The organism is Streptomyces sp. So13.3, assembly GCF_005860785.2.
Taxonomy (GTDB): Bacteria; Actinomycetota; Actinomycetes; order Streptomycetales; family Streptomycetaceae; genus Actinacidiphila; species Actinacidiphila fildesensis.
This window is the reverse complement of the sequence record NZ_CP048835.1, coordinates 6,550,943-6,568,420: the sequence shown is the minus strand read 5'-3', so window position 1 is coordinate 6,568,420 and position 17,478 is coordinate 6,550,943. Positions and strand designations below refer to the sequence as shown.

The 17,478-nt window shown below is 71.4% G+C and carries 11 protein-coding genes; 6 read left to right on the top strand and 5 right to left on the bottom strand.

Annotation, left to right across the window (positions count from 1 at the left end; translation table 11 throughout):
* Positions 1-30 precede the first annotated feature (30 nt).
* The 5 genes from C8250_RS29490 to C8250_RS29470 all read left to right on the top strand — a co-directional run bounded on the left by C8250_RS29490 (position 31) and on the right by C8250_RS29470 (position 8,567).
* Complete coding sequence (locus C8250_RS29490; protein ID WP_138354891.1) at positions 31-1,824, top strand: ABC transporter ATP-binding protein; 1,794 nt, start codon at positions 31-33, stop codon at positions 1,822-1,824.
* A complete protein-coding gene (locus C8250_RS29485) occupies positions 1,821-3,701 on the top strand; it encodes an ABC transporter ATP-binding protein (protein ID WP_138354890.1) in 1,881 nt (626 codons plus the stop codon). Before C8250_RS29490 ends, C8250_RS29485 begins: the two co-directional genes overlap by 4 nt.
* Before the next feature lie 328 nt (positions 3,702-4,029).
* Complete coding sequence (locus C8250_RS29480; protein WP_244809439.1) at positions 4,030-6,309, top strand: M4 family metallopeptidase; 2,280 nt, start codon at positions 4,030-4,032, stop codon at positions 6,307-6,309.
* Between the two features lie 309 nt (positions 6,310-6,618).
* Entirely contained in the window at positions 6,619-6,822 is a 204-nt protein-coding gene (locus C8250_RS29475) for a cold-shock protein (RefSeq protein ID WP_138354888.1), read from the top strand.
* 212 nt (positions 6,823-7,034) lie between these two features.
* Positions 7,035-8,567, top strand: coding sequence for a DEAD/DEAH box helicase (locus tag C8250_RS29470; protein ID WP_232485223.1), 1,533 nt, complete (start codon positions 7,035-7,037; stop codon positions 8,565-8,567).
* Positions 8,568-8,651: 84 nt separating this feature from the next.
* Here C8250_RS29470 and glgP read toward each other — a convergent pair whose 3' ends face one another.
* Complete coding sequence (glgP, locus tag C8250_RS29465) at positions 8,652-11,270, bottom strand: alpha-glucan family phosphorylase (protein WP_138354886.1); 2,619 nt, start codon at positions 11,268-11,270, stop codon at positions 8,652-8,654.
* 184 nt (positions 11,271-11,454) lie between these two features.
* Here glgP and C8250_RS29460 point away from each other — a divergent pair, with 184 nt between their 5' ends.
* A complete protein-coding gene (locus C8250_RS29460) occupies positions 11,455-12,084 on the top strand; it encodes a DsbA family protein (RefSeq protein WP_138354885.1) in 630 nt (209 codons plus the stop codon).
* Between the two features lie 25 nt (positions 12,085-12,109).
* On the opposite strand, the gene C8250_RS29455 is transcribed toward C8250_RS29460, so the two are convergent.
* From C8250_RS29455 to C8250_RS29440, 4 genes are read right to left on the bottom strand one after another with little or no spacing between them, the layout of a single operon-like run.
* Entirely contained in the window at positions 12,110-13,411 is a 1,302-nt protein-coding gene (locus C8250_RS29455) for a flavin-dependent oxidoreductase (protein WP_138354884.1), read from the bottom strand.
* Positions 13,408-14,502, bottom strand: coding sequence for a monodechloroaminopyrrolnitrin synthase PrnB family protein (locus C8250_RS29450; RefSeq protein WP_187145028.1), 1,095 nt, complete (start codon positions 14,500-14,502; stop codon positions 13,408-13,410). Before C8250_RS29450 ends, C8250_RS29455 begins: the two co-directional genes overlap by 4 nt.
* 23 nt (positions 14,503-14,525) lie before the next feature.
* Positions 14,526-15,968: an MFS transporter gene (locus C8250_RS29445; protein ID WP_138354883.1), complete on the bottom strand. Its 1,443-nt coding sequence runs from the start codon at positions 15,966-15,968 to the stop codon at positions 14,526-14,528.
* Between the two features lie 4 nt (positions 15,969-15,972).
* Positions 15,973-17,430: a 4-hydroxyphenylacetate 3-hydroxylase N-terminal domain-containing protein gene (locus C8250_RS29440; protein ID WP_138354882.1), complete on the bottom strand. Its 1,458-nt coding sequence runs from the start codon at positions 17,428-17,430 to the stop codon at positions 15,973-15,975.
* Between the last annotated feature and the right edge of the window lie 48 nt (positions 17,431-17,478).

Genomic DNA, 17,478 nt, shown 5'->3' with positions numbered 1-17,478 from the left:
CTGTCGGTGGTCGCCCGTATCGTCGAATCGATGCCTGAAGCGACTTCTGACCCCGCGCCCCCCGGACCCCGATCCGCCGTCCGCTCCCTGCTGCGGCTGTGGCCGTATGTACGCCCCATCCGCGGCCGGTTGGCCGGCTCCGCGGTGGCGGCCGTCCTCGCGTCGAGCATGGCGCTGCTGATCCCGCTCGTCCTGAAATGGATGGTGGACGGCCCGGTCGCGGACCACGACCCGTCCGGGGTGTGGCTCGGCGGCGGCGTGTTGCTGCTCCTCGGCCTGCTGGAGGCCGGGCTGTTCGGGCTGCGGCGCTGGCTGGTGGCGCGGCCGCTGGCGAGCGTCGAGGCGTCGATGCGCTCCGCCCTGTACGGGCATCTGCAGCGGCTGCCCGTCGCCTTCCACGACCGCTGGGCCTCCGGGCAGTTGCTGTCGCGCGCCACGATGGACCTGCAGATCCTGCGGATGTTCCTGGCGTTCCCGCTGGTGTTCCTGGTGGTGAACGGCGCCGCGATCGTGCTGGGCTTCGCGATCCTGTTCTCCCAGGCCTGGACGCTCGGGCTGGTCCTGCTGCTGCCGATCGTCCCGCTGGTGATCCTCTGCTCGGTGTTCGAGGCCCGGTACTCGCTGGCCGCCCGCTCCGCGCAGGACCAGGCCGGCGACCTGGCCACGGTGGTCGAGGAGTCGGTGCTCGGCGTGCGGATCATCAAGGCGTTCGGCCGGCACCGCAGCCAGACCGAGGCGTTCCGGGCGAAGGCGCACGGGCTGCGAAGTACCGAACTGCACAAGGCGACGTTGCTGGCGGACATCTGGGCGCTGATCATGACGCTGCCCGAGGTCGCCATCGGCGCGGCGCTGATCCTCGGGATCATGCAGGTGTCCGACGGCGAGCTCTCGGCCGGCACCCTCGTCGCGTTCCTGACCACCGCGCTCGCGCTGCGCTGGCCGGTGGAGTCGCTCGGCTTCCTGCTGGCGATCAGCAACGAGTCGGCGACGGCGGCCGACCGGTTCTTCGAGGCGATCGACGCCGCGGAGGCCGACGCCGCCGGCCTCGGCGCCGAGCCCGCCGGGGCCCTGGACGGGGTGCGGTTCGAGGACGTCCGCTTCCGTTACCCGGACGCGCCGGAGAACACCCCCGACCTGCTGCACGGCATCGATCTGCACATCCGCCCCGGCGAGACGATGGCGCTGGTCGGCGCCACCGGCTGCGGCAAGACCACGCTCACCGCGCTGATCCCCCGGCTGCACGACGCCACCGGTGGCCGGATCACGCTCGACGGCGCCGACATCGCCTTGCTGTCCCGGGAGCGGCTGCGCGAACTGGTCGCGGTCGCCTTCGAGGAGCCGACGCTGTTCTCCGCGACCGTGCGGGAGAACGTGGCGATGGGCGCGGGGCCGGGCGGCGCCGACGAGGCCGCCGTCCTGCGGGCGCTGGAGACGGCCCAGTGCGACTTCGTCGCCCGGCTGCCGCACGGTCTGGACACCCAGGTCGGCGAGCAGGGGCTGAGCCTGTCGGGCGGCCAGCGGCAGCGGCTCGCGCTGGCCCGTGCCGTCGTCGGCAGTCCGGCCTTCCTGGTGCTGGACGACCCGCTGTCCGCGCTGGACGTGCACACCGAGGCGCTCGTCGAGGCCGCGCTGCGCGAGGTCCTGGCGGAGACCACCGCGCTCGTCGTGGCGCACCGGCCGTCCACGGTCATGCTCGCCGACCGCGTCGCCCTGATGTCCGAGGGCCGCATCACGGCCGTCGGCACCCATCACGAACTGCTGACCGACAGCGCGGAGTACCGCCATCTGATGTCCGGCGACGGCGAGAGGAGCGTGGCCCGATGACCTCCGTGGCCGAACAGACCGGGCAGGCCGGTTCCGGGGAGGAGCCGGCCGGCGCCGTGGACGACCCGATCCGGCCGCCGGCCCCGGACGACCCGTTCACGAAGGATGTGCTCCCCTCCCCCAAGGGCGCGCAGCTCACCCTGCTGAAGTCGCTGCTGACGCCGCACACCCGCCGGGTCTGGGTGGCGACGGTGCTGCTGCTGGTGCAGCAGGCCGCCGTGCAGGCCGGGCCGCTGCTGGTGGCGTACGCCATCGACCGGGCGATCCCGGCGCTGCGCGACGGCCGGCACGGCCCGCTGATCCTGCTCGCCTGCGTCTACCTGGGCTGCGCGCTGGCCTCCGGGCTGCTGCAACGGGCGTTCATCCGGGTCGCGGCCCGGGTGAGCCAGGATGTGCTGATCGATCTGCGCGGCCGGATCTTCCGGCACGCGCAGGCGCTCAGCCTGGACTTCCACGAGCGCTACACCTCGGGCCGGCTGATCGCGCGCGCCACCTCGGACGTCGAATCGCTGCGCGAGCTGCTGACCGAGGGCATGGAGGAGCTGCTCGGCGTCGTCCTGTCGTCGGTCTACATCTCGGTGATCCTGCTCTGGCTGGACTGGAAGCTGGGACTGGCGGCGCTGTTCTCCTGCGCCCCGCTGTATCTGATGATCCGGTCCTTCCAGAAGCGCTCGATGGTCGTCTACCGCAAGCGGTCCACGGCCATCGCCGCGGTGATCGTGAAGTTCACCGAGACGATGAACGGCATCCGGCCGGTCCAGGCGTTCCGTCGCGAGAAGCCGAACGAGGCGGACTTCGCCGAGCTCAACGGCACCCATGAGCGGATCAACGGGGACGCGATCCTGGAGATGGCGCGCTATGTCGTCGGATCCCGGCTGATGGCCAACGCGGCGATCTCCGGAATCGTGGTGTGGGGCGCGTACCGGGTGGCGGGCGGCGGTCTGGCGCTGGGGGTGCTGGCGGCGTTCGTGCTGTACCTGCGGCGGCTGTACGACCCCATCGACCGGCTCGGGATGTTCCTCAACTCGTACCAGTCGGCCGCCGCGTCGCTGGAGAAGATCGCCGGCCTGCTGGCGCAGCGCCCCTCGGTGCCCGAACCCGAGGAACCCCGCGAGCTGCCCGGCCGCGGCGGCGAGCTGCCGGGCCGCGAGGTGCTCTTCGACGGCGTGCGCTTCGCGTACCGCACCGGCGGCGAGATCCTCCCGGTCTTCGATCTGCGGATTCCGGCCGGGCAGACGGTGGCGGTGGTCGGGGCGACCGGCGCCGGCAAGTCCACCCTCGCCAAGCTGCTGGCCCGCTTCTACGACCCGACGGACGGCCGGATCACGCTGGACGGCGTCCCGTTGCGGGAACTCGCGCTTCCGGAGCTGCGACGCGGAGTCGTGATGGTGACCCAGGAGGCCTTCTTGTTCTCCGGGACGGTCGCTGAGAACATCGCGATCGGCAGACCCGATGCCGGACGCGAGGAGGTCGAGCGGGCCGCGAAAGCGATCGGAGCACATGACTTCATCTCCGCGCTGCCGGACGGCTACGACACGGACGTCCGCAAGCGCGGCGGCCGGATCTCCGCCGGCCAGCGGCAGTTGGTGGCCTTCGCGCGGGCGCTGCTCGCCGATCCCGCCGTCCTCATCCTGGACGAGGCGACGTCCTCGCTGGACGTGCCGGGTGAACGAGCGGTGCAGCACGCGATGGACACGGTGCTGCGCGGCCGGACCGCGGTGATCATCGCGCACCGGCTCTCGACGGTGGAGATCGCCGACCGGGTGCTGGTCATGGAGGGTGGCCGGATCGTCGAGGACGGGGCCCCCGCCGAACTGATCGCGGACCATGGCCGGTTCGCGGATCTGCACGAGGCCTGGCGGGACAGCCTGGTCTGACCGGGGCGGCCCGGTACCGGCCCGCTGACCTGGCCGCGACCGGACCGGTCCGCGATTCGACGCAGCGGCGTCCGTATAACGGGCGCCGCGCATCGGTCAACGGACGGAAATCGGCCAAGTTTTCGCCACCCCAATGACATGTACCGGTAAACAGTGGCACTCTTCCCGCAGCCGCCGTACAGCACTCCCCCAACAGCACCACGGGTCTGTGCAGCAGCAGCGGTCACGCACGTCCCACCCGCACGTCGCTCTACCCGGGCAGCACACAACCCCACCTGCCCGTCTGTTCACGGCCCGACCCCGCGGCCGCCGCAGAAGGAGTTCCGTAGTGAGACGATCCCCCCGCAAGGCAGTCGCGGCAGGCGCACTCGCCGCCACCGCCGCACTGCTAGCCGTAGCGCTGCCCTCGGGCACCGCCGCGGCCGGCACCGACGCACAGAGCGCTTCCCACGTTCAGCCCCGTTCCGGCGCCCTGCCGGCCGCCCTCTCGGCCACCCAGCGCGCGACGCTGCTGGCCGACGCCAACGCCAATGTCGCCCGCACCGCGGGCGAACTGCGGCTCGGCGCCAAGGAGCGGCTCATCCCGACCAGCGTTCTGCGGGACGCCGACGGCACCGTGCACACCCGCTACCAGCGCACCTACGACGGCCTGCCCGTCCTGGGCGGCGACCTGGTCGTGGCGAGCACGCCGGCCGGCGCCACCACGAGCGTCAACCGGGCGACCAACGCCGAGATCGCGGTGTCGAGCACCACGGCCACCACGACCGCCGACTCCGCGAAGTCCTTCGCGATCAGCCGGGCCAAGGCGGACGGCGCGAAGAGCCCGGCCCTGGCCGGCTCCCCGCGCAAGGTCGTCTGGGCGGCCACCGGCGTGCCGACACTGGCCTGGGAGTCCGTCGTCGGCGGACTGCAGGACGACGGCACCCCGAACCAGCTGCACGTGATCACCGACGCCAAGACCGGTTCCCGGCTCTTCGAGTACCAGGGCATCGAGACCGGCGTCGGCAACAGCCAGTACAGCGGCCAGGTCACCTTCGGCACCACGCTGTCCGGCTCGACGTACAGCATGACCGACAACACCCGTGGCGGGCACAAGACCTACAACCTCAACCACGGCACGTCGGGCACCGGTACCCTCTTCACGAAGTCCTCGGACACGTGGGGCAACGGCACCACGTCCAATGCCGAGACCGCGGGCGTCGACGCGGCCTACGGCGCCCAGGAGACCTGGGACTTCTACAAGAACGTGATGGGCCGCAACGGCATACGCAACGACGGTGTCGGCGCGTACTCCCGCACGCACTACGGCAACGCCTACGTCAACGCCTTCTGGGACGACGGCTGCTTCTGCATGACGTACGGCGACGGCAGCGGCAACGCCGACCCGCTGACCTCGCTCGACGTCGCGGGCCACGAGATGAGCCACGGCGTCACTGCCGCCACCGCGGGTCTCAACTACAGCGGTGAGTCCGGCGGCCTCAACGAGGCGACGTCCGACATCTTCGGCACCTCGGTCGAGTTCTACGCCAACAACGCCAGCGACGTCGGCGACTACCTCATCGGCGAGAAGATCAACATCAACGGCAACGGCACCCCGCTGCGCTACCAGGACAAGCCCTCGCGCGACGGGACGTCGCCCGACAACTGGTACTCCGGCATCGGCAACCTGGACGTGCACTACTCGTCCGGCCCGGCGAACCACTTCTTCTACCTGCTCTCCGAGGGCAGCGGAACGAAGGTCATCAACGGCGTCACGTACAACAGCCCGACCGCCGACAGCCTGCCGGTCCCCGGCATCGGCCGGGACGCCGCCTCGAAGGTCTGGTACAAGGCGCTGAGCGAGCGCTTCACCTCGACCACCAACTACGCGGCCGCCCGCACCCAGAGCCTGCAGGCCGCTGCTGACCTGTACGGATCCGGCAGCGCGACGTGGAACACGGTCGCCAACACCTGGGCCGCCATCGGCGTCGGCGCACGGGTGCCGACCAGTGGCGTCACCGTCACCAAGCCGGCCGACCAGAACACCGTCGTGAACACCGCCGCGAGCCTGCAGATCCAGGCCAGCAGCACCAACGGCGGCGCGCTGACCTACACGGCCACCGGCCTGCCGGCCGGCCTGTCGATCAACGCCTCCAGCGGCCTGATCTCCGGCACGCCGACCACGGTCGGCAACAACAGCGTGACGGTCACGGCGAAGGACTCCACCAACGCCACCGGCTCGGCCACGTTCAACTGGACGATCAGCCCCACCGGTGGTGGCGGCAACGTCTTCGAGAACACCACCGACGTCTCGATCCCGGACCACGGCGCGGCGGTCTACTCCAACATCGCGGTGACCGGACGTACCGGCAACGCCCCGAGCACCCTGCAGGTGGGCGTCAACATCGTCCACACCTACCGCGGTGACCTGGTCATCGACCTGGTCGCCCCCGACGGCAGCACCTACCGGCTGAAGAACTCCAGCGGGTCGGACTCCGCGGCCAACGTGGTCGCCACCTACACGGTCAACGCCTCCAGCGAGGTCGCGAACGGCACGTGGCGGCTCAAGGTGCAGGACGTGTACAGCGTCGACAGCGGCTACATCAACAGCTGGAAGCTCACCTTCTGACCCGGAACGGACGCCCTGAGGATCCTCTGAGGGCACTCCGGACCGACTGAACGGCTCGAGAACGGCGGTCGCGCTGTGTGACGGAGGTCATGCGGCGCGACCGCTTTCGGGATGATCGTCCGCGACGTTTCTGGTACAGTGGGCTGCGTTGCAGTTGTGGTACCCATGAACTCCATGTGCGCCCGGTCCTTGCGGCCAGGCGCACATTTGTTTTACCGGCGTCATGTCCGGTGTGGGGAGATCATCGCGGCGACGCGGCATCCGTAAAGTGCGGGTGCTGTATTAACTGCACCCATTAGGGAGACAGACATGGCTACCGGAACCGTGAAGTGGTTCAACTCCGAAAAGGGCTTCGGCTTCATCGAGCAGGACGGCGGCGGCGCTGACGTCTTCGCCCACTACTCGAACATCGCCACCCAGGGCTTCCGTGAGCTGCTCGAGGGCCAGAAGGTCGAGTTCGACGTCACGCAGGGCCAGAAGGGCCCGCAGGCCGAGAACATCCGCCCTCTCTGAGGCACCCCTGAGCGCTCATCGCGCCCAGTAGCGAGAGGCCCGCACCGCACGGTGCGGGCCTCTCGCGCGCAGCGGAAACAAAACAAGTGCGGCGCTCCGATGAGCGCCGCAGGACGCCGGTCCGCAGGCGTCGAAGAGGCAGTCCGCGATCCGCCGGACGGCCCCTGGCGCCGAGGGTCCTCCCTCGTCTCCGTCACGAGGAAGGTTCCCCCTTGAAGTTGTTCTCAGAACTCTCCATCTCTCCCGCGCTGGTCACCGCGCTGAACGCCAACGGCGTCACCGAGCCGTTCCCGATCCAGGCCGCGACGATGCCCGACGCGCTCGCCGGCCGGGATGTGCTGGGCCGTGGCCGTACCGGCTCCGGCAAGACCCTCGCCTTCGGGCTCCCGATGCTGACCCGCACCGCCGGGCAGCGGGCCGAGGCCAAGCACCCGCTGGCGCTCGTCCTGGTGCCGACGCGTGAGCTCGCGACCCAGGTCACCGAGGCGCTCGCGCCCTACGCCCAGGTGCTCGGGCTGCGCCAGACGACGGTGGTCGGCGGTGCGTCCATCACCCGCCAGATCGCCGCGCTGCGCAACGGCGCCGAGATCCTCGTCGCCACCCCGGGCCGGCTCGCCGACCTGATCGACCGCCGGGCCTGCATGCTCGACCGGGTCGAGATCACCGTCCTGGACGAGGCCGACCAGATGGCCGACATGGGCTTCCTGCCCCAGGTCACCAAGCTGCTCGACCAGGTGAAGCCGAACGGCCAGCGGATGCTCTTCTCCGCCACCCTGGACAAGAACGTCGACCGGCTGGTCAAGCGCTTCCTGCACAGCCCGGTCACGCACTCGGTCGACCCGTCGGCCGCGACCGTGACGACCATGGAGCACCACGTGCTGCACGTGGACGACGACACCAAGCGCGCCGTGACCGCCGAGATCGCCGCCCGCGAGGGTGGCGTGATCATGTTCGTCGACACCAAGCGCGGCGCCGACCGGCTCACCAAGCACCTGCTGGCCGCCGGCGTCACCGCCGTCGCCCTGCACGGCGGGAAGTCCCAGCCGCAGCGCAACCGTGCCCTGGACCAGTTCCGTACCGGCAAGGCCACCGCGCTGGTCGCCACCAACGTCGCCGCCCGCGGTATCCACATCGACGGGCTCGACATGGTCGTGAACGTGGACCCGCCCGGCGACCACAAGGACTACCTGCACCGTGGCGGCCGTACCGCGCGGGCCGGCGAGTCCGGCACCGTCATCACCCTGGTGCTGCCCGCGCAGCGCCGGGAGAACGCCCGCCTGATGGCGCTGGCCGGTATCAAGCCGCACACCGCGCGGGTCCGCCCCGGCGACCCCGAGCTGGTGCGCGTCACCGGTGCCCGCAAGCCGTCCGGCAGTGCCGTCACCATTCACGACCCGGTGCACGCCGCCGCCCAGGAAGCCGCCAAGCCGAAGACGAACAAGGTCTCCGGGACGCGCGGCCGTGGCCGTCGCCCCGCCGGCGCGGCCACTGCCGGCGCGGGCACCACCGCCGCTCCGACGGGCACGCCGCGCAGCGCGGGCAGCACCCGTGGTGGCCGTGGCGGACGCCCCCGTACCGACGCCGAGGGCGCAGCGGCGGGCTCCGGCCGGGCCGGGGTCAACGGCCGCGGCGGCACCCCCGGCCGCCCCGCCGCCGGCAGCCGCACGGCCGCCGGCCGCGGTGGCGCCGTGGGCCGTCGTGCCCGTCGTGAGGACGGCGCGGGCGGCGGCCGCCGCGCGGCCTGACCGCACAGCGGCACCACTGACGAACGCGACGGCCGGTACCAGGGAGTCCCTGGTACCGGCCGTCGCGTTGTCATGCGTGCCGGGTCAGCGGAGTATGCCCGTCGTCATACCCTCGGATTCGGCGGGAGTGGCGATGAGGCCGAGCTCCGCGGGGGCGGCGAGCAGCGGGTGGGTGGGCAGGACACGGACGGTGTAGCCGAAGGGCCCGGGCCGGTCGAGGGTGAGCGGACCCTCGTACAGCCGGCGCCCCTCGATGTCGGGCTGGGAGGACGGCTTGAGGGAGACGATCGCCGGGTCGGAGATCCGGTCGGCGTCGTCCACCCGCCCGGACAGCACCTGGACGTCGACGTCGCTGGTGTCGAGGTCACCGAGGGTCACCTGGACCCGCAGGGTCAGGGTGGAGCCCAGCTCGGGGGATCCGCCCACGGAGCCGGTCTCCACATGGTCGACGGTGACCCGGTGCCAGTCGCCGCGGACCCGGGCCTTCCAGGCCGCGAGTTCCCGGGCGGCGTCGCCGGCGATGGCCCGGTGCGCGAGGGCGGCCGGGGCGTAGAGCTGCCCGACGTAGTCGCGCACCATACGTCCCGCGAGCACCTTGGGTCCCAGGGTCACCAGGGTGTGCCGGACCATCTCGATCCAGCGGGCGGGCAGGCCGTTCGCGTCATGGTCGTAGAAGCGCGGGGCGACCTGGTTCTCGACGAGGTCGTAGAGCGCCGCCGCCTCGACGTCGTCCCGGCGGTCGGGATCGTCGTCCGCGAAGCCATCCGCGGTCGGAATGGCCCAGCCGTTGTTGCCGTCGAACCACTCGTCCCACCACCCGTCGAGCACGGACAGGTTGAGACAGCCGTTGAGGGCGGCCTTCATCCCTGACGTGCCGCACGCCTCCAGCGGGCGCAGCGGGTTGTTGAGCCAGACGTCGCAGCCCGGGTAGAGGTGCTGGGCCATGCCCATGTCGTAGTCGGGCAGGAAGACGATGCGGTGGCGGACCCGCGGGTCGTCGGCGAAGCGCACCAGTTCCTGGACGAGCCGCTTGCCGCCGTCGTCCGCCGGGTGGGCCTTGCCCGCGACGACGATCTGGACCGGCCGCTCGGGGTGCAGCAGCAGGTCCATCAGCCGGTCCTGGTCGCGGAGCATCAGGGTGAGCCGCTTGTAGGACGGGACCCGGCGGGCGAAGCCGATGGTCAGGACGTCGGGGTCCAGGACGCCGTCGACCCAGCCCAGCTCGGCCTGGCCGGCGCCGCGCTGCCGCCAGGAGGCACGCACCCGGCGCCGTACGTCCTCCACCAGCTGCTCGCGCAGCACCCGGCGCAGTTCCCACACGGCCGGGTCCGGGATCTCGGCGACGGGTTCCCAGCGCTGGGTCTCGCCGATCATCAGGGCGTCCTCGGCGCGCTGCGCGCCGATCTGGCGGGCGCCGAGCCGGAAGACCTCGGGGGCCACCCAGGTGGGGGCGTGCACCCCGTTGGTGATGGAGGCGATCGGCACCTCGTCGGCGTCGAACCCGGGCCACAGCCCGGCGAACATCTGCCGGCTGACGGCGCCGTGCAGGGTGGAGACGCCGTTGGCGCGCTGGGCCAGCCGCAGCCCCATCACCGCCATGTTGAAGACGTTCGCGTCACCGCCGGAGTACGTCTCCATGCCCAGCTCCAGCACCCGCTGGATGTCGACACCGGGCAGTTCGCCGCCGTCGCCGAGGTGCTGCCCGACCAGCTCGCGGTCGAAGCGGTCGATCCCGGCGGGGACGGGCGTGTGGGTGGTGAAGACCGTGCCGGCCCGTACCGCCTCCACGGCCGCGTCGAAGGCGAGCCCTTCCCCGCCGAGTTCGCGGATGCGCTCCAGGCCGAGGAATCCGGCGTGGCCCTCGTTGGTGTGGAAGACCTCGGGGGCCGGGTGCGCGGTGAGCCGGCAGTACGCACGCACGGCGCGCACCCCGCCGATGCCCAGCAGCATCTCCTGCAGCAGCCGGTGCTCGCTGCCGCCGCCGTACAGGCGGTCGGTGACATCGCGTTCGGTGCGGTGGTTCTCCTCGACGTCGGAGTCGAGGAGCAGCAGCGGGACGCGGCCCACCTGGGCCTTCCAGATGTGGGCGGTCAGCGACCGGCCGCCGGGCAGGGCGAGGACGACGTGGGCGGGGGTGCCGTCCTGCTCGCGCAGCAGGCTCAGCGGCAGCTCGTTGGGGTCGAGGACCGGGTAGTGCTCCTGCTGCCAGCCCTCGCGGGACAGGCTCTGGCGGAAGTAGCCGTGCCGGTAGAGCAGTCCGACGCCGATCAGCGGCACACCGAGGTCGCTGGCGGCCTTGAGGTGGTCCCCGGCCAGGATGCCGAGGCCGCCCGAGTACTGGGGCAGGGCCGCGGTGATCCCGAACTCGGGCGAGAAGTAGGCGATGGCGGCGGGCAGTTCGGAGGACTGCCCCTGGTACCAGCGCGGATTGGTGAGGTAGTCGGTCAGGTCCTCGGAGGCGGAGGAGAGACGGCGCAGGAATCTGCGGTCCTGGGCGAGGGCCTCGAGCCGTTCCCTGGAGACGGCGCCGAGCAGCCGTACCGGGTCTCCGGCAGCGGCCCGCCAGCCCTCCTCGTCGACGGTCTGGAACAGCTCCCGGGACTCCGGGTGCCAGGACCAGCGCAGATTCTGTGCCAGTTCGCCGAGCGGACGCAGCGGTTCCGGCAGGACAGTTCGCACGGTGAAACGACGGATTGCCTTCACGCTACGACGGTAGCCGGGTCCCGCCCCGCGATCCGTCCGCTATCCACGATCCGGTCGTTCAAACGCCCGAACGGACGTGCGCCGGGGCATTCGGGCGGCGCGTCACCGCGCGGGGCGGCGCGGGGTGGGCACCGGGCGGCGCAGGGCCCGGCGGGCTGTCAGAGGTGCCGGTTAGCATCGCCGCATGACCTCTCCTACCTCCCAAGTCCAGCCCGCGAAAGTCGACTTCTACTTCGATCCCGCCTGTCCTTTCGCCTGGATCACCTCCCGCTGGATCCTCGAGGTCGAGCAGCGGCGGGACATCGAGCTGCGCTTCCGCGTGATGAGCCTGTTCGTCCTGAACGAGGGCCGCGAGCTGCCCGAGTGGTACCGGGATCTGGTGGACCGCTCGCTCGGCCCGGTGCGGGTCGCGATCGCCGCCGCAGAGCAGCACGGCGAGGGTGTGCTCCGGGACCTGTACACGGCCATGGGCACCCGGATACACAACGGCGGCAACCGCGAGGACTTCGACACCGTCGTCAAGGAGGCGCTGGCCGAGGTGGGGCTGCCCGCCGAGGTGGCCGCCGCGGCCACCGATCCCCGGTACGACGAAGCGCTGCGCAAGAGCCACCACGAGGGCATGGACCCGGTCGGTGACGACGTCGGCACACCGACGATCCATGTCGACGGCGTCGCCTTCTTCGGCCCGGTGCTGAACTCGATCCCCCGGGGCGAGGAGGCGGCCCGCGTCTTCGACGGCGTCCGGTCGCTGGCCGGCTACCCGGACTTCTTCGAGCTCAAGCGGACGCGGACGGGCTCGCTCTCCTTCGACTGAGCCGCCCGTCCCGCCCGCGACCCGCTCAGCGCACCGCCCGGACGGCTTGGACGGCGCGGACAGCTCCGACGTCGTAGGGGGAACCCTGGTTCACCGTGGCCGGGTCGAACGCGCCGGCCACGGCGTAGCTCCTGGCGATCGTCTCCAGTTCGGTGCGCGGGATCACGTCGTGGATGTCCGTGAAGCCGTCGGGGGCCCGTTCGTGGGCCATGTTGATGACCACCTCCGGGCCCAGCCGGCGGTTGGAGCGCTGCAGTTCGGTCATGGGCGGCCGGCGCTCCGCCTCGTAGGCCAGCAGGGCCCGCGCGGGGTCCTCGTGGGCGGCCATCGCGTGCGCCAGGGCGCGGCCGTCGATGATCGACTGGGTGGCGCCGTTCGAGCCGATCGGGTACATCGCGTGGGCGGCGTCGCCGATCAGCGTCGCCCCGCCGAAGGTCCAGCGCACCAGCGGCTCACGGTCCACCATCGGGTACTCGAAGGCGGCCTCGGCGGCATCGACGACCTCGCCGACATCGACCCCGTCGAAGACCCAGCCCTCGTAGTGGTGGCGGAACTTGGCGGTGGGCACCGGGCGGTTCCAGTCGCTGCGGTCCGGGGCGCCGTCCTGCTCCGCCGGCATCGCCAGCGCCCAGTTGACGAGCACCTTCTCGCCGGGCGCGGCCGGAATCGTCATCGGGTACACGACGGCCTTCTGCCGGTTGTTCCCCGCGATGAACATGAAGGTGCCGACGCGGTCGGCCGGCATCCAGGACACCCCGCGCCAGACCAGCATGCCGTTCCACGGCGGTTCGCCCTCGCCGGGGTACATGGCGGAGCGGACCGCCGAGCGGATGCCGTCCGCGCCGATCAGGATCTCCGCGCCGATGTCGGTGGTGGCGCCGCTGGCCCGGTCCCTGATGGCGACGCGCAGCTGGGCGCCGGGCAGCTCGGTGAAGTCGTCCACCCGGGCGCCGGAGACGACCGCCGCGCGGCCGAGCCGTTCCCGGACCGCGCGGGACAGCACGTTCTGCAGCTGACCGCGGTGGATCGACAGCTGCGGCCAGCGGTACCCGGCGCCGGTGCCGCGCGGCTCCTGCCAGACGAGGCTGCCGCTGCTGTGGTAGTAGCGCAGCTCGCTGGTGGGTACCGACACGGCGGCCAGTTCCTCGTACAGCCCCAGGGCCGCCAGTTCACGGACCGCGTTGGGCATGATGTTGAGTCCCGCGCCGACCGGCTGGATCTCCGGGGCGGCCTCGACGACCATCACGTCGGTGCGGCCGACGGCGTGCAGGCTGAGTGCCGCGGTGAGGCCGGCGATGCCGCCTCCCGCGATGACGATGCGGTTCATCGTTCCCCTTCGGTGGAGCGCCGGACCAGCGTCTCGTTCTCGCGGGTCAGGTCGAGTACGGAGCGCAGCAGTTCGACCGGTGCGCCGCCGCTCCCGTAGTCGTACAGCCGCACCTCGTCGCTGTACGCCTCACGGGCGATACGGATGTGCCGGGCCCGGAAGGTCTTCAGGATGCGCAGCACCCGCGCCAGCGCGACGGCGCTCGCCCGCAGGGTGGGCGGCAGCCGGTCCGCCTCCTCCCAGCTGATCGCGAAGGAGAGCTTGCCCACCGCGGAGGGGCTGCCCTGGTACCGCGCGTGGAAGGTACGCCAGGCCGGGAGGCTGTAGGGCACCGACTCGGTGAGGAAGGACTCGTACCGCCCGGTGCTGCGGTCGGACTGCCAGAGGGTCAGATCGACCAGCCAGAGCGGGACCTGGGCCGCCGCCGGGCCGAGGTATTCGCGGCCGTCGAGGGTGATCTCCTCGAAGTAGGGGCGCAGGACCCGGGCGAAGAACACCGGTGAGACGTTGGCGATGGTGAAGTCGATCGAGTCGACCATGGCCTGGACGAGTCCGGCGAGCCGGTCGAGGCAGGACGAGAAGCGGCTGTCGTGGGGTTCGAGGGTGGCCAGTTCCGAGCAGGCGTCCAGCGAGGCGCACAGGCTGGGGAAGACCATCCGGACGGCGTCCTGGAGGCAGGCCTCCATGGGGTCCCCGGTGTACATGCGCTGGCGGGCGCCGACCGGGTTCCAGGCCGTGTAGTGGTGGACGGTGTCCCGCGGCACCATGCCGGTACGGCGGCCCAGCGCGCGCAGCACCGGCAGCGCCTCCGGTACGGCGTCGAGCGGCTCGGTGCCGTGCCGCTTGACGGAGCCGAGGAAGATGCCCAGGTCCCGCATCGCCGCGAGGTTCTCGACGGTGGAGAAGTCGTCCAGGACGTCGGTGGCCGGAAGGAGTTCGCGCAGCGCGGTGACCATGCCGGACACATCGCCGTCCGCGTTCATGACGCGGAGCTTCTCGCAGGCCTCGTCCGCTCCCAGCGGGTCGACACCGCGTATCTCCTCGATCCGGTAATAGGGCTCTTGCCCTTGGAGCACGTGGAGCACAGACATGTGGGGCACCGTCATTCCGAGGGTCACAGGGATGTGTGTGTGCTGGGTGTGGGGTCGGCCTTCTCCCGCGACGGGCTGCGCAGCAGCAGCGTCAGGAGGGTGGCGGCCGCGGCGAAGGCGGCGCCGGCGAGCAGCGCGGTGCGGAAGCCGGCGGCTTCGGCGGCCGCTCCGGGTCCCGCGGTCCGGGTGTGCGCCGCGGCCACCGCGACGAGTACCGCGAGGCCGAGGACGGAGCCGAACTGCTGGCTGGTGTTGATCAGTCCGGACACCAGTCCGGTCTCGCCGGGTCCGGCCTGCGCGGTCGCGGCGACGTTGGTGGTCACCATGACCAGCGGCAGCCCGATCCCGATCAGCAGGCTGGGGGCGAGGACCGTCGTGGCGAAGGATCCGTCCGGCGACAGCGACAGCGCGAGCCACACCATGGCGGCGGCCACCAGCGCGAAGCCGGAGGTCATCACCGGGCGCAGTCCGAAGCGGGAGACCAGCCGTCCGGTCTGCGGCGCGGTCAGCACGACGACGATCGACAGCGGCAGCAGTCCGAGTCCGCCGGTGACCGGTGCGTAGTCCAGGACGTTCTGCAGATACAGGCTCACGAGGAAGAACATCGGGAACAGCGCCATCTGTGCCAGCGCGCTGAGGATGTTGGCCAGCCGCAGCGCCGGCCGGCCGAGCACACCGGGCGGAACCAGCGGACGGGCGGCGCGGGTCTCGACGACCGCGAACGCCGTCAGCAGGGCCAGTCCGGCCGCTCCGGCGAGGAGGGTGCCGCTGTCGGTCCAGCCCGCGCTACCCGCGTCGACCAGCGCGTACGCGATCAGGCTGAGGCCGCCGGTGGCGGTGAGGGCGCCGCCGAGGTCGAAGTCCCGGAGGGCGCCGGGCGCCGCCGCGGTCCGCTCACGGCGGGCCAGGACGGGGGCCAGCGCGGCCGGTGTCAGGGCGATGAGCGCCGCACCCACCAGAACGTTCAGGACGAACGTGGAGCGCCAGCCGAGGCCGGAGGTGAGGACGCCGCCCAGCACCGTGCCCAGCGCGCCGCCCAGCCCCCCGAGCGCCGCGAACACGCCCAGGGCGCGGTGCCGTTCGGGTCCCTCGGCGAAGAGCAGCAGGACCAGCGCGAAGGCCGCGGCGGCCGCGCAGGCCGCCCCGACCCCTTGCAGGGCGCGGGCGGCGACGAGCAGCCGGCTGTCGCCGGCGAAGGCGCCGCCGAGTGAGGCGGCGGACAGCAGCGCCAGTCCGGCCGTGAAGAGCCGGCGGTGGCCGACGAGGTCGGCGACCCGGCCGGCCAGCAGCAGGAAGCCGCCGAAGGTGATCAGGTACGCGTTGGCGACCCAGGACAGGCCGGCGGCGTCGGTGCCGAGGTCGGCGCCGATGGAGGGCAGCGCCACGTTGATGATCGCGGTGTCGAGGATCAGCAGGAGCTGGGTCGAGGCCAGCAGGGCGAGCGCGAGGCCGCGTCGATGCACCATCGCCTCAGGCCCGGGGCAGCGGCTGCAGTTCGTACCCGTCGAGGCAGGTCCGGGCCAGGCTCTCGCAGGCACCGGTGTCGCCCTCCCACGCCTGCTGCAGCAGATAGACGTGCGGGGCGCCGTGGTAGAAGCGCTCGTACTGCTCGTGCCGTCCGGCGAACTCCGTGCCGAGCGCGTCCCAGGCGAGCTTGAGCAGCTTGACGCGGTCCTGCGCCGGGTGTCCCGGCGAGCGGATGTACTTCGCGATGACGGGGCCGATCTCCGGGTGCAGCAGGTCCTGCGCGGAGGCGGGGAGCTGGATGACACCGCCACCGGCCAGCAGCTTGATCTCGCTGATCGCCCTGGGGTAGAGGTCACCGGCCATGATCCGGTGGGCGTAGGAGATCTCCTTGTCGGGCATCACGCCGCCGCGTCCGCCGTCGACCTGCTCGTACCCGGCCTCGGCGGCCAGCACCATCGACCTGGCCTGCGCCACCCAGCCCATCAGCCGGCCGATCTGGGTCTGCACCGGCGGCAGCTGGTAGGTGTTGTTGGCCTTGGCGAGCAGGATCGCGACGCCGGTGAGGAACTCCAGCTTGGTCCAGAAGCGGGTGGCGGCCTGGTGGACGAAGTTCACGTACGCGGGGGTCTGCCACCACTGCCCGAAGCAGACGTCGACGTTGCGGTACGCGAGCACGTTCTCCCACGGGACGAAGACGTCCTCGCAGACCAGCAGGGCATCGTTCTCGTCGAAGCGCGAGGAGAGCGGGTTGTCGAAGACGCTGCGGGCCTGGGCCTCGTACGAGGTGCGGGAGATGAACTTCAGGCCGGGGGTGTCGACCGGTATCGAGAAGCACAGCGCGTGCTCGACGTCCTGCGGGGCCAGCGGCTCGATGGTGCCGACGAGGACCTCGTTGCCGAAGACCGCCGCGGTGCCGATCATCTTGGCGCCGCGGACGACGATGCCGCCGTCGCGCTCCGCCACCACCCGGACGACGAGGTCGTCGCGCTCCTGCTCGGCCGCGGACTTCGTCCGGTCGATCTGCGGATTGGTGATGGTGAACGTCGGATAGAGATCGCCCTCCGACATCCGCCGGTGGTATGCCGCGACGTTCGGAGCGCCGTCGAAGGTGTCCGTGGTGAACAGCCCCGGCGCCGCCGCGAAGCCCGCGATCCCGGCCGCCATGTAGTCGGGAGTGCGGCCGAGATAGCCGAAACTCGCCTCTGCCCACACCTTGTGCGCCTTTCGGCGGGCGACCAGGTCCTCGTACGAACGGGGTATCAGGAAGGCCCGGTGGACGCCGCCTTCAGTGAGTACGGCGGAGTGCGCGGAGTCGTGGGAGAGGTCGTACAGTCCCGCGATGGAGTCGACGGTGTTGCGGAAGGCCGGGTGGCGGGTGATGTCCTTGACCCGCTCCCCGTCGATCCATATCTCGCGTCCGTCTCGCAGCGAATCCTTGTACTCCTGGCCGGACCTGGTCACCGTGTCTCCTCAACGATCTTCGACGCGCCGTTGAAGAGACTGCCTCAT